Below are 14,473 nucleotides of genomic sequence, written 5' to 3' on the forward strand. Positions count from 1 at the left end.
CTATTATTCCTCTGATTCCTCTTCCTCAGAGTCATCCTCGTCTACTATTTCTTCATCAGAATCATCATCGTCGTCATCTTCTACTGTTCCATCATCTTCAAGAACTTCTAAATCTGGTTTAACTCTTTCGATAACAGGCCCTACTACATTTCCTTCTTCATCAACAATAACCTCTTCGACATCATCTTTCATAACTTTCGTTACAGCAGCAATAGAATCTTTTCCTTTTAGGTTAATTAATCGCACACCCTGAGTAGCACGACCCATAACACGTAAATCTTCAATAGCCATTCTAATAGTTAATCCAGATTTATTGATAATCATTAAATCATCAGCATCTGTTACAGCATTAATCGAAATAAGTTTTCCTGTTTTCTCTGTGATATTAAGCGTTTTAACACCTTTACCTCCACGATTTGTAATTCTGTAAACATCTTCACCATCCTCATCAACTAATTTGGTACGTTTTCCATATCCATTTTCAGTTACAACTAAAATTTGCGAATCATTAATATCATTTTTATCAACAGTAACCATACCAATTACTTCATCCGTATCATCTTTTAAAGTAATTCCACGAACTCCCGAAGCCGTTCTTCCCATCGGACGTGTTTTGGTTTCTTCAAAACGAACCAATTTACCAGACTTAACTGCTAAGATAATTTGGCTTTCTCCGTTAGTTAATTGTGCCCCCATTAATTCATCACCTTCCTTAATCGTAATAGCAGCAACACCATTTACTCTTGGTTTAGAATATTTCTCTAAAGAAGTTTTCTTTACCTGGCCTTTTTTAGTAACCATTACAAGATTATGACTGTTGATATAATCTTTATCTTTTAAGTCTTGCGTACATATGAAAGCTTTAACCTTATCATCACTTTCAATGTTTACCAAGTTTTGAATTGCTCTGCCTTTTGCTGTTTTACTTCCTTCCGGAATTTCATAAACACGCATCCAGAAACATTTTCCTTTTTGCGTAAAGAACATCATATATTGGTGGTTGGTTGCAACGAACATATGCTCAAGGAAATCCTGATCTCTTGTTCCGGCACTTTTTTGCCCAACTCCTCCTCTATTTTGAGTTTTGTATTCTGTAAGGTTTGTACGTTTGATGTAACCTGCGTGTGAAATTGTAATAACCACATTTTCATCTGCAATTAAATCTTCAATACTTACATCTCCACCAGAATATTCAATTACAGAACGACGCTCATCTCCGTATTTCTCACGAATTTCTTCAAGTTCTTCCTTAATTAAGTTAGTTCTTAAATCAACATCAGCTAACAATGCTTTTAAGTGCTCAATTAATTTCATTAATTCTTCAAACTCTGCTCTTAACTTATCTTGTTCCAGACCTGTTAACTGGCGCAAACGCATCTCAACAATAGCACGAGCCTGAATATCTGATAATTTGAATCTTTCGATTAACTTCTCACGAGCTTCTTCTGTATTCTTAGAACCTCTGATGATAGCAATTACTTCATCAATATTATCAGATGCAATAATTAGACCTTCTAATATATGCGCTCTTTCTTCTGCTTTACGCAATTCAAATTGCGTTCTGCGAACTACAACATCATGGCGGTGCTCAATAAAGTAGTGAATCATATCTTTTAGATTCAACATTTGTGGGCGACCTTTTACAAGTGCAATATTATTTACACTAAAAGAAGATTGTAATGCGGTAAATTTATATAAGGTATTCAAAACTACGTTTGGCGTAGCATCACGTTTCAGGATATAAACGATACGCATACCGTTTCTATCCGATTCGTCACGAATATTCGCAATACCTTCAATTTTTTTATCGTTAACCAAATCAGCCGTACGTTTGATCATTTCGGCTTTGTTAACCTGATATGGAATTTCAGTCACAATAATACATTCTCTTCCGTCAACTTCTTCAAAACCAACTTTAGCACGCATTACAATACGTCCTCTACCTGTTTTAAAAGCTTCACGAACGCCTTCATAACCATATATTACACCACCAGTTGGAAAATCGGGAGCTTTAATATGCGTTATTAATTCGTCTATTTCAATATCATTATTATCAAGATACGCTAAAGTACCGTTGATCACTTCCGTTAAATTGTGTGGAGGCATATTAGTAGCCATACCAACTGCAATACCTGTTGCTCCGTTTACTAATAAAGTAGGAACTCTTGTTGGCATTACTTTTGGCTCATATAAAGTATCGTCAAAGTTCAATTGAAAATCAACTGTTTCTTTTTCGATATCTGCCATAATATCTTCAGAGATTTTACGCATTCTGGCCTCAGTATAACGCATTGCTGCAGGACTGTCACCATCAACAGATCCAAAGTTACCCTGACCGTCCACTAATAAATATCGCATACTCCACTCTTGGGCCATACGCACCATCGCATCATAAACAGAGGTATCTCCGTGCGGGTGGTACTTACCCAGAACCTCTCCTACGATTCTCGCAGATTTTTTGTGGGCAGATCTTGATGTTACTCCTAAGTCATACATTCCGTAAAGAACTCTTCGATGTACTGGTTTCAAGCCATCTCTAACATCAGGAAGTGCTCTAGATACGATTACTGACATCGAATAATCGATGTAAGCTGATTTCATTTCATCTTCTATGTTAATAGGAATTAACTTTTCTCCTTCAGACATAAGTTGTTATATTAAATAATTATATTAGTTTCAAAGCGTGCCAAGATACGGTTTTTTGGAATTTTTTCAGCTATTTACTTACACTTATTTCAATGATTTATTAACAACTTTTTTTCTACTTTTAGTTAATAAATTAAGCGTTTTTTAACGCTTTTATTGTTATTTTTTTTGTCAATTAGCTGACAGTAGTTCTTGAAGGGTACGGTTTTTGTTTTTCAAACTGTAATTCACTAAATTTACAATACCAATTATATATTATGGATGATAATTTTTCACCAAGAGTAAAAGATGTTATTACATACAGTAAGGAAGAAGCCCTTCGTTTAGGACACGACTTTATTGGTACTGAACATCTAATGCTAGGCATTTTAAGAGATGGTAACGGAAAAGCTATTCATATACTTAATAACCTAGCAGTCGATTTAGACCATTTACGCAGGAAGGTAGAAATACTGAGTCCAGCCAACCAGAGCGTTGAAGTAAATGCTGAAAAGAAAAATCTTCATCTTACGCGTCAGGCGGAAAGAGCCCTGAAGACAACTTTCCTGGAAGCTAAAGTATTTCAAAGCTCGTCGATTAGCACGGCACACTTGCTTTTATGCATCTTACGAAACGAAAACGATCCAACAACCAAGCTGTTGAATAAACTAAAAATAGATTATGACATAGCTAAAGAACAATACTTAAACATGACGCCAAACGAAGAAGAATTCTTAGAAAACTTGCCAAGAAACGAATCGTACAATGACGATTCAGGACAAGATGACAGTCTTAAAGAAAGTAGTTTTAACAATCCAGCCAATAAGTCAAACAAAAAATCTAAGACTCCGGTTTTAGATAATTTTGGGAGAGATTTAACAGAAATGGCAGAAGAAGGAAAACTAGATCCGGTAGTGGGACGCGAGAAAGAAATTGAACGTGTTTCACAGATTTTAAGCCGTAGAAAAAAGAACAACCCGCTGCTTATTGGAGAACCTGGAGTTGGTAAATCTGCTATTGCAGAAGGACTTGCTTTGCGTATCATCCAAAAGAAAGTATCCCGTATTCTTTTTAACAAACGTGTTGTTACCCTTGATCTTGCCAGCTTAGTTGCCGGAACGAAATACAGAGGACAATTTGAAGAAAGAATGAAAGCTGTAATGAATGAGCTTGAAAAAAATGACGATATCATTCTTTTTATTGATGAAATTCACACTATTGTAGGTGCTGGAGGAGCAACAGGTTCACTTGATGCTTCAAACATGTTCAAACCTGCTTTGGCAAGAGGTGAAATCCAATGTATTGGTGCTACCACTCTTGATGAGTACAGACAATATATAGAAAAAGATGGTGCTTTAGAAAGACGTTTCCAAAAAGTAATCGTGGAGCCAACTTCTGTTGAAGAAACGATTGCAATTTTGAATAACGTAAAAGATAAATACGAAGATCACCACAATGTTACCTACACTCAGGAAGCAATTGAAGCGTGCGTTAAATTAACAAACAGATATATGTCTGAGCGTTTTTTACCGGACAAAGCTATTGATGCTCTTGACGAAGCTGGTTCTCGTGTACACATTACTAATATTGATGTTCCTAAACAAATTCTTGATTTAGAGCGTCAATTAGAAGAAGTGCGTGAAAACAAAAACATGGTAGTTAAAAAACAAAAATATGAAGAGGCTGCCAAACTTCGTGATGATGAAAAACGTATTGAAAAAGATCTTGCTGTTGCACAGGAACAATGGGAAGAAGATTCTAAAAATAACAGAATTGAGGTTACAGAAGATAATGTAGCCGATGTTGTTTCAATGATGACCGGAATTCCAGTAAACAGAATTGCACAGACAGAAAGCAACAAATTAGCCAAATTACCTGAATTGATTCAGAATAAAGTAATTGGTCAAAATGAAGCTGTATTGAAAATTGCACGTTCTATTCAACGTAACAGAGCCGGACTTAAAGACCCGAACAAACCAATTGGTTCGTTCATTTTCTTAGGTCAGACAGGAGTTGGTAAAACACAATTAGCAAAAGTTTTAGCAAAAGAATTATTCGATTCTGAAGATGCATTAGTTCGTATCGACATGAGCGAATACATGGAAAAATTTGCTATCTCTCGTTTAGTTGGAGCACCTCCGGGATACGTAGGATACGAAGAAGGTGGTCAATTGACTGAAAAAGTTCGTAGAAAACCATATTGTGTTGTTCTTTTAGATGAGATCGAAAAAGCGCATCCAGATGTGTTTAATATGATGCTTCAGGTGTTAGACGATGGTTATTTAACAGATAGTTTAGGTCGCAAAATTGACTTTAAAAACACTATCATTATTATGACTTCTAATGTTGGAGCACGCCAGTTGAAAGATTTTGGACAAGGTGTAGGTTTCGGAACTGCTGCTAAAGTGGCTCAGGCTGATGAAAACTCAAAAAGCATTATCGAAAATGCATTGAAGAAAACCTTTGCTCCTGAATTCTTAAACAGAATTGATGATGTAATCGTGTTCAATGCTTTAGAAAAAGCTGATATTGATTTGATTATCGAAATTGAACTTAAAAAACTATATTCTCGTGTTTCTGAATTAGGATACAAATTAAATCTTACTGATAAAGCAAAAGCATTTATCGCTGAGAAAGGTTTTGACAGACAATTTGGAGCAAGACCTCTAAAAAGAGCGATTCAGAAATATGTTGAAGATTTGTTAGCTGAAGAAATCATCACCTCAAAAATACATTCAGGAGATGAAATACTAATGGATCTGAAAGAAGACTCTCAAGAACTTTCAGTAGAAATACACAAAGCAGAAGAGCCGACTAATCAATAAATTAGTTTAAATTTATAACAAAAATAATATACCCGTTACGTTTTCATAACATAACGGGTATTTTTTTTGAATAATTTACTATCTTTAGTTAAAGCAAATAGCTATTTTTGAATTTAAATTATATAATATAAAAACAACGTATGCTTCAAAATAAAGTCATTTTAGGTAGCGAAGAATGGTGCTCATTTCCAGAACTCGGAATTCCAACAATTAAAGCTCGTGTGGATTCTGGTGCCAAAACTTCGGCAATGCACGCCATAAACATAGCTCCTTTCATAAAAAATGATGCTAATTGGGTCAAATTTGATATTAACCCAATTCAAAATAATATTAAAACCATCATTCATTGCGAAGCTCCGTTGGTTGATAAAAGAATTGTAAAGAGCTCAAGTGGTTTTAGAGAACATCGTTATGTTATTCAAACAAATCTAAAAATTGGCGATGTAAAATGGCCAATAGAAATGACGTTGACCAATCGTGACTCGATGGGTTTTCGTATGCTTTTAGGTCGTGAAGCCATGAGTGGACGCGTATTAGTTGATCCCGAAGAAAAATATATGTTGGGACAACCAAGTCCTGAAGCGCTAAAAGAATTATATCAAAACTCTGAAAAAGCAACTTCTGGTTTACGTATTGGACTTTTAGCAAGTAATCCTGAATTATACAGTAATAAAAGAATCATGGAAGCGGGCGAAATGCGCGGTCATGAAATGCATTTTTTGAACATCAAGGAATGCTATATGAAGCTTGACGCTAAAACTCCTGAAATTCATTATCGTGGTGGAAAAATATTAAATCAGTTTGATGCTATTATTCCGAGAATTCGACCAAGTATTACTTTTTACGGTTGTGCTTTGACCCGTCAATTTGAAGCTTTGAAGGTTTTCGTTTTGAATTCAGCTACAGCCATTACACAATCACGTGATAAATTATATTCCCTGCAATTGCTTTTAAACAGCGGAATTGATATTCCAACTACTGGTTTTGCCAATTCTCCTTTGGACACCGATAATTTAATTAAAATGGTTGGAGGTTCACCTTTAATCGTAAAATTATTAGAAGGAACACAAGGAAAAGGAGTTGTTTTAGCAGAAACCAAAAAAGCGGCGGAAAGTGTTATCAACGCGTTCAAAAGTTTAAATGCAAACATTTTAGTTCAGGAATTCATCAAAGAAGCCAACGGAAAAGACATTCGTTGTTTTGTAATTGATGGAAAAGTGGTTGCCGCTATTCAACGTGAAGCGATGCCTGGCGAATTTAGAGCAAATATTCACCTGGGCGGAACAGCATCAGTTATAAAAGTAACAGCCGAAGAGAAAAAAATTGCCATAAAAGCCGCAAAAGCAATGGACTTAAAAGTGGCCGGTGTCGATATTATTCGCTCATCAAAAGGACCATTATTACTGGAAGTGAATTCATCACCAGGCTTAGAAGGAATTGAAGGCGCAACCAACAAAGATATTGCCGGTGAAATGATTAAAGCAATCGAGAAGAATTTCAAAATAATTAGTTAGTTCATTCTAACTTAATATCTCCTATTTATTTTAGCAGCTTTGTCAGAGTTTTAAAACTTTTGACAAAGCTTTTTTAAATTTAAAACCTAAAAATGATGCTCTACTCCTATTTAGATATTATTTTAAGAAGTCTTGCCGTTTATTTTTTCATGACTATTGCTTTGAGAATTTTCGGCAAAAAAGAACTTTCGCAATTAAATACCGCCGATATCATTCTCATTTTATTGATCAGTAATTCGGTTCAAAATGCTATGGTTGGCCCTGATACCAGCCTTTGGGGAGGTTTAGTTGCTGCTTTAGCCTTGTTTGTGATTAATTTTATCATTAAAAAACTAACACACAAATACAAAATACTGAATGATTTACTTTTAGACAAACCAGAAATCTTAATTCATGATGGAAAGCTGGATTTTAAAGCATTAAGCAAATTAGACATTTCTAACGACGAATTAAAAGAAGCCATGCGAGAACATGGTTTAGAACATTTCACTGATGTAAAGCTCTGCATGCTCGAAATTGACGGGACTATAAGTGTTATTTCCGAAGACAAAAAACATCTCAAACAAACGCATTACAAAAGAAAACACAATCATAAGAATTTTAGAAAATAAAATTTAGAAAATCCAATATTTTAAATTCCAAATTCCAAACTAGAAAAAGGAAATTTCAAACAAAAAATTCCAAATTCCAACGCTTTATGCTTTTCACATTTGCATTGGAATTTGGAATTCAAAATATTGGAATTTAATTATAAAATGCGATTAAAACTTCTCACATTTTACAAAAATCATTTTACTAAGAAATAAATACGCTTAATACAAAGTAAACCAATCCAGCTAAAATAGCTGAAATAGGAATAGTTAATATCCACGCCCAGATCAAACTTACAGTAACACCCCAACGAACAGCAGATACACGTTTAGTTAATCCAACCCCGATGATAGAACCTGTAATAGTATGTGTTGTACTTACCGGAATCTTTAAGTGTTCTGTAAAATATAATGTCAAAGCTCCAGCAGTTTCAGCAGCAACACCTTCAAATGAAGTTACTTTTGTGATTTTAGAACCCATTGTTTTCACAATTTTCCATCCACCACTTAAAGTTCCAGCTGCAATAGCAGAATAACATGCTAAAGGAATCCAGCCTGGCATTACTCCTTTTATTCCTAAATCATCATTTGGTAAAACAACGTCTAACCAAGACGCCATATGAACTCCGGGATTTGTATTTATATATACTGCTACGGCTGCAGCAATAATACCCATTACTTTTTGAGAATCATTTCCTCCGTGGCCTAAACTAAAAGCAGCAGAAGATAATAATTGCATTTTTTTCAAAGCAGCATCAGCCTGATGAAGATTCAAACTACTGAATATCAAACAAAAAGCACTAACTGTTAAGATAATAAAGGCTACTAAAAACCATTTAATATTGTGTGGATCAAAAGCTACACTCCAAAAATGAGAATCAAATCGAGGTTTGCCATGCTTAAGAATCTCTTCGTAAGGTACCATTAGATTGCTCACAACCCAAACAGTTGCGATCATTAAAGCTATAGTAAATAGTTTAGGTCCTATAATTTTACGAGAAGCATTTAACAGCCAAATTGATATTAAATAAGAAGCTAATGCTCCCAATAATGGCGCTAAAACAATAAAAGCTATAATGATAAGGACTCCCGAAGGCATTCCCCCATCTTTTCCTGCTTTATACCAGCTTACGATTTCGTACCAATAATGAGTAGTTCCATCTTCTCCGGCATAACCTGAAAAACCATGTACAGCGATCGCATGCGCCACTGCTGCTCCGGCGAAACCACCAATTAAAGTATGTGATGAACTTGAAGGAATTCCTAACCACCAAGTCAATAAATTCCAACAAATAGCTGCAATAACACCGGCAAGGATAACAACAAGATTAATTTCCATAGTGTGCGCTGTTTTTGCAACAGTATCTGCAACACCAAATCCGAAAACCCAATAAGCCAGAAAGTTAAAAAATGCTGCCCAAAGAACGGCCTGAAAAGGCGTTAGAACCTTTGTAGCAACAACAGTCGCTATAGCATTTGCCGCATCATGAAAACCATTGATGTAATCAAAAATTAAAGCTAATACTATAATAATTATAAGTAGCGTCATAAAATTATAACTTCAGAATGAAATAAATTGAATTAAGAATGTTTTACAGAAATAGATTCCAGTATGTTCGCAACACTCTTACATTTGTCTGTTGCTGATTCTAAAACAGATAACACCTCTTTATATTTAATGATATTTTTAGCGTCTGTTTCGTTTTCAAAAATTTCAAAAACTGCTTTGTTATATACATTATCAGACTTGTTTTCCAGTTTATTAATTCTGGCACAAGCTTCTTTAATAATGTTCATGTTTTTTAAGTTGCTCAACTCTTTTACAGCACTGTCAATATTTTGACAAGCTTCAAGGTTGATTTCTGTCATCTTTCTGATAGATTTTGTAATCTTATCAACCTGATATAATCTCATTCTGCTTGCTGCACCATGAAGGTAATCAGCAACGTTATCAATTGAAGTAATTAATGTATGAATATCCTCTCTATCAAATGGCGTTATGAAGTTTCTGCTCAATTCAAGATTGGTTTGACGTGTAATGTCTTCTCCTCTTTGCTCTAATTCATCAATTTTTTGAAAAAGAACTTCTCTTTCTTTTAATGGAAGGTTTACAGCTTCGTGTAAATTAGAAGCTAATTCAATTAAATTGCTTGAAGCTTCTTCAAAAAGTGGAAAGAATTTTTTGTCTTTCGGCACTAAAAATTGGAAAATACTGTTTATTGACATTTTTTTATTTTTGATAGTGCAAAATTACTTCAATATTATTTTGCAGTGTTAAGCCATTGTTAACAAATCGTTTTCTATTTGGAAACTATCCAGGAATGCAACGGTCTTCTCAATATCATAATGCAAGATGCGATCTTCTTTAACCAAAGGCACCACCTCTCTATAACTGCTCAAAAACATTTCGATGAAATCACTTGATTTCAGAGGTTCTCTGTACGCAATAGCCTGAGAAGCATTTAATAATTCAATCGCTAAAATACGCTCTAAATTATCCATAACTCTCAACGCCTTAGTTGCGCCATTTGCTCCCATGCTCACGTGATCTTCCTGTCCGTTGCTCGAAACAATACTGTCAATACTTGATGGAGTTGCCAATTGTTTGTTCTGACTTGCAATGCTTGCAGCTGTATATTGCGGAATCATAAATCCTGAATTCAATCCCGGATTGTCAACCAAAAATGCCGGAAGATTTCTTAAACCTGAAATCAATTGATACGTTCTTCTTTCAGAAATACTTCCTAATTCGGCTAAAGCAATTGCCATAAAGTCTAAGGCTAAAGCCAAAGGTTGTCCGTGGAAATTCCCACCAGAAATAATCTGATCCGCTTCAATAAATATATTTGGATTATCAGTAACCGAATTAATTTCAGTTTTGAATACTTTTCGAACATAATCAATTGCATCTTTTGAAGCACCATGAACCTGCGGCATACAACGGAAAGAATACGGATCCTGAACGTGTTTTTTCTCCTGAGCAATAATTTCACTTCCTTCTAAAAACTCATTGATGCGTTGCGCCGTTACAATTTGACCTTTGTGGGGACGAATAAAATGAATCAATTCGTTAAAAGGCTCGCTTCTTCCATCAAAACCTTCCAAAGAAATAGTTCCGATTAAATCTGCTAAATACGAATATTTATACGCTTTTAATAAAATATGAGCTCCGTAAGCACTCATAAACTGAGTTCCGTTTAACAAAGCCAAACCTTCTTTTGACTGTAAGACGATTGGTTCCCAGTTAAAGTGTTTTAAAACTTCGGCGGAAGCCACTTTCTTTCCTTCAAAAAGTACTTCTCCTTCTCCTAATAAAGGTAAAGACAAATGGGCCAATGGCGCCAAATCTCCCGATGCACCAAGTGAACCTTGTGTATATATTATAGGAAGAATATCATTATTATAGAAATCAACTAAACGAGAGACAGTTTGCAACTGAATTCCTGAATGTCCGTAGCTCAAAGATTGAATTTTAAGCAACAGCATCAGTTTTACAATTTCAGCAGGAACTTCTTCTCCGGTTCCGCAAGCATGCGATTTTACCAGATTCTCCTGAAGTTTTGATAAATTTTCATTTGAGATTTTTACATTACAAAGTGATCCAAAACCGGTGTTGATTCCGTAAATAGGTTCAGAATGTGAGGCCATTTTTTTATCTAAATAATCACGGCATTTTTGGACGTTAACTTTAGCTTCTTCAGATAATTCAAGCATTTTCTGATTCACAATAATTTCCTGCAGATCTTCTAAACTTAGGGTTTCAGTACTTATATAATGGATTTCTCTCATAACATTTTTAATTTAAGGCATCAAAATTCAACAAATCAATATTAAAAAGCAACATTTGTTCATAATAATTAAAAAATGAATGAAAGAAATTCTACCTATTTATCTATTTCACATTACTAATCATACAAAATCAAGGCTTTATTTTCTACTTCAAAATCAAGCTTCAAAACTTACAATAAAAAATTAATTTCCTACTTATTTTATAGACTAATGACTGTTTTTATCCAATATCCTGATAAAAATCAACCTTTTAACCTTATCTATTCCCAACAATTACGGGTTTAAATATACGAATACATCAATTTATGATATTCAATCTTAACAAAACCTCAATATTGAATGAATCATATTTGAAATATTAAAATATTCGCAAAAAGAAAATAAAGGTTTTTCGCTTTTATAAAAATCTGTACTTTTGAAACATCAAAAATGAAAAGTAACAGCGCAAAATATCAATCTACAATGACAACTCAAACTGGAGTTGCAATTGCTGCTACAACAATTTCTACAACTACTACCCCTTAGGGGTATACATTTTACATATAATCCTGGTTATCTATACTTTTTTCGTGAAAGAAGAGAGTCATTGGATACATAAAAATATTTGCGTAAAAAGAAAAAAAACATCAAAATGAAAGTATTAAAATTTGGCGGAACTTCGGTTGCCAATGCTCAAAATATAAAACTCGTTCTCGAAATTGTTAACCAAAAATCAAAGCAAGATCAATTAGTTGTTGTGGTTTCAGCTTTAAGCAAAGTAACCGATCTATTGCAGCTAGCAGCAGCAAAAGCGGCAGCAAATGATGAAAGCTTCAGAGAAATTGTTGCTGAAATCGAGAAAAAACACCTTGATACCTTAAAAGAACTTATTCCGGTTAGTGAACAAAGCAGTTTGTTGAGCCATATCAAAAGAATCATCAATCACTTAGAAACTTTGTTGGATGGATGTTTCTTATTAGGCGAATTATCTCCAAGAACGGCTGATACTATTTTGAGTTTTGGAGAATTACTTTCTTCTTATATCATTGCGCAGGCATATCAGCAAATTGATAAAAATGTAGTTTACAAAGACAGCCGCGAAATAATCAAAACAAATGCTGATTTCGGAAAAGCTGTAGTAAACTTTGAAATTTCAAACCAATTGATTCAGGAATATTTTGCCGAAAATCAATCGCAAATCAATATTTTACCTGGATTTATCGCTTTAACTCTTGATGGAATCACGACTACTTTAGGCCGTGGAGGTTCAGATTATACTGCAGCTATTATTGCCGGAGCACTTGATGCATCGCAATTAGAAATCTGGACAGACGTAAACGGAATGTTTACTGCCAACCCGAAAATTGTAAAACAAGCACAGCCAATTGCGACAATTTCTTACCAGGAAGCAATGGAATTATCGCATTTTGGTGCCAAAGTGTTGTATCCGCCAACAATTCAGCCAGTTTTAAGAAAAAGTATTCCAATTTTAATTAAAAATACTTTTGAACCGGAAGCTGAAGGAACTTTAATTTCTAATCAGGTTTCATCTAAAGATTCGGTTGTAAAAGGAATCAGCCATATCGATAATATTTCGCTTGTAACACTTGAAGGTCCTGGAATGATTGGAGTTGCGGGTTCTTCAAGACGTTTATTTGAGGTTTTGTCTCAGGAAAAAATCAATGTGATTTTCATTACTCAGGCTTCTTCTGAACACTCTATTTGTATCGGAATTTTAAATTCGGATGCCGAAAATGCAGAAGCTGCGATCAACAGAGCTTTTGAAGTAGAAATTCTTCAAAACAAAATCGATCCTGCCATAGTAGAAAAAGACCTTTGCATTATTGCTTTGGTTGGAGAAAACATGAAAAACCACCAAGGTTTGAGTGGTAGAATGTTTAGTACTCTTGGAAAAAACAACGTGAATATCCGTGCGATTGCGCAAGGTGCATCTGAGCGTAATATTTCGACTGTAATCAACGAAAGAGACGTTAAAAAAGCGTTGAATACGTTGCACGAAAACTTCTTTGAAGAAAACACCAAACAGCTGAATTTATTTGTAATGGGAGTTGGAAATGTGGGTGAAAAATTCATCGAGCAAATTCACAACCAAAGGAAATTTTTAAAAGATAATTTAAAGATTAATGTTCGCGTAATTGCTTTGTCAAACTCAAGAAAAATGCTTTTTGACGAAGACGGAATTTCATTAAAAGACTGGAAATCGACTTTAGACAAAGGTGAAGAAGCTATTCCATTAGAATTCATCGCACGTGCAAGAGAACTGAATTTACGTAACAGTATTTTCGTGGATATTACGGCAAATGCAAGCGTTTCTGAAATGTATGAGAAATTCTTAAAAGAAAGTATTGCCGTTGTAACCTGTAACAAAATTGCCTGTTCTTCTGCGTATGACAATTATAAAAAGCTAAAAAGTTTATCACGCCAATACAACGCTCCGTTTTTGTTTGAAACGAATGTTGGTGCGGGATTACCAATTATTGATACCGTAAAAAACTTAATTGCTTCTGGCGATAAAGTGCATAAAATTCAGGCCGTTTTATCAGGAAGTCTGAACTTCATTTTCAACAATTTTGACAAGAATAATTCTTTTCACGATGTGGTTAAAGAAGCAGGAGTTCAGGGTTTTACAGAACCAGATCCAAAAATAGACTTGAGTGGAATTGACGTTGCCCGCAAAATCCTGATTTTAATTCGCGAAAGCGGTTATGAAATGGATATTGACGCCATCGCCAACGAATCGTTTTTGCCTGCCGAATGTTTGGAGACAACAAATAACGAAGCTTTTTTTGCATCGTTAATCAAACATGCTCCTCATTTTGAAAAAATTTATACAGAAGCTTTGGCAAAAGATTCACGATTGAAATACGTAGCACAATTCGAAAACGGAAAAGCTAGCGTTGGCCTGCAATTTATCGCTAAAGATCATCCTTTCTACAACTTAGAAGGAAAAGATAATATCGTATTGTTCTATACAGATCGTTACGTAGATCAGCCGTTATTGATCAAAGGCGCCGGAGCCGGAGCAGCGGTTACGGCATCAGGAATTTTTGCGGACGTTATTAGAATAGGAAATAATTAAAAAAAGGGACAAAGGCACAGAGGTGCAAAGGTTCAAAGGTTTTTACTTTGT

The 14,473-nt window shown here is 34.8% G+C and carries 8 protein-coding genes; 4 read left to right on the forward strand and 4 right to left on the reverse strand.

Features of this window, described 5'->3' with window-relative positions; all coding sequences use genetic code 11:
* Window positions 1-3: 3 nt before the first annotated feature.
* Entirely contained in the window at window positions 4-2,646 is a 2,643-nt protein-coding gene (gyrA, locus tag IHE43_RS17775) for a DNA gyrase subunit A (RefSeq protein ID WP_192185143.1), read from the reverse strand.
* A 257-nt stretch (window positions 2,647-2,903) separates the two neighbouring features.
* On the opposite strand from gyrA, the gene IHE43_RS17780 reads away from it, so the two are divergent.
* From IHE43_RS17780 to IHE43_RS17790, 3 genes are all read left to right on the forward strand, one after another.
* Window positions 2,904-5,450 (forward strand): ATP-dependent Clp protease ATP-binding subunit, encoded by a 2,547-nt coding sequence (locus IHE43_RS17780; RefSeq protein WP_192185144.1) that lies wholly within the window; start codon window positions 2,904-2,906, stop codon window positions 5,448-5,450.
* A gap of 140 nt (window positions 5,451-5,590) precedes the next feature.
* On the forward strand, window positions 5,591-6,964 hold the full coding sequence (gene rimK / locus IHE43_RS17785) for a 30S ribosomal protein S6--L-glutamate ligase (RefSeq protein WP_192185145.1): 1,374 nt from the start codon (window positions 5,591-5,593) through the stop codon (window positions 6,962-6,964).
* A gap of 95 nt (window positions 6,965-7,059) precedes the next feature.
* Window positions 7,060-7,575: a DUF421 domain-containing protein gene (locus IHE43_RS17790; protein WP_192188250.1), complete on the forward strand. Its 516-nt coding sequence runs from the start codon at window positions 7,060-7,062 to the stop codon at window positions 7,573-7,575.
* A gap of 184 nt (window positions 7,576-7,759) precedes the next feature.
* On the opposite strand, the gene IHE43_RS17795 is transcribed toward IHE43_RS17790, so the two are convergent.
* From IHE43_RS17795 to hutH, 3 genes are read right to left on the reverse strand one after another with little or no spacing between them, the layout of a single operon-like run.
* Window positions 7,760-9,103 (reverse strand): inorganic phosphate transporter, encoded by a 1,344-nt coding sequence (locus IHE43_RS17795; RefSeq protein WP_192185146.1) that lies wholly within the window; start codon window positions 9,101-9,103, stop codon window positions 7,760-7,762.
* A 32-nt stretch (window positions 9,104-9,135) separates the two neighbouring features.
* On the reverse strand, window positions 9,136-9,780 hold the full coding sequence (locus IHE43_RS17800) for a DUF47 domain-containing protein (protein ID WP_042564245.1): 645 nt from the start codon (window positions 9,778-9,780) through the stop codon (window positions 9,136-9,138).
* A 48-nt stretch (window positions 9,781-9,828) separates the two neighbouring features.
* Window positions 9,829-11,343, reverse strand: a complete 1,515-nt coding sequence (hutH, locus tag IHE43_RS17805) for a histidine ammonia-lyase (RefSeq protein WP_192185147.1) — start codon at window positions 11,341-11,343, stop codon at window positions 9,829-9,831.
* A gap of 631 nt (window positions 11,344-11,974) precedes the next feature.
* Here hutH and thrA point away from each other — a divergent pair.
* Window positions 11,975-14,422, forward strand: a complete 2,448-nt coding sequence (thrA, locus tag IHE43_RS17810; protein WP_192185148.1) for a bifunctional aspartate kinase/homoserine dehydrogenase I — start codon at window positions 11,975-11,977, stop codon at window positions 14,420-14,422.
* Window positions 14,423-14,473: the final 51 nt, after the last annotated feature.

This window comes from Flavobacterium sp. MDT1-60 (genome assembly GCF_014844035.1).
GTDB lineage: Bacteria > Bacteroidota > Bacteroidia > Flavobacteriales > Flavobacteriaceae > Flavobacterium.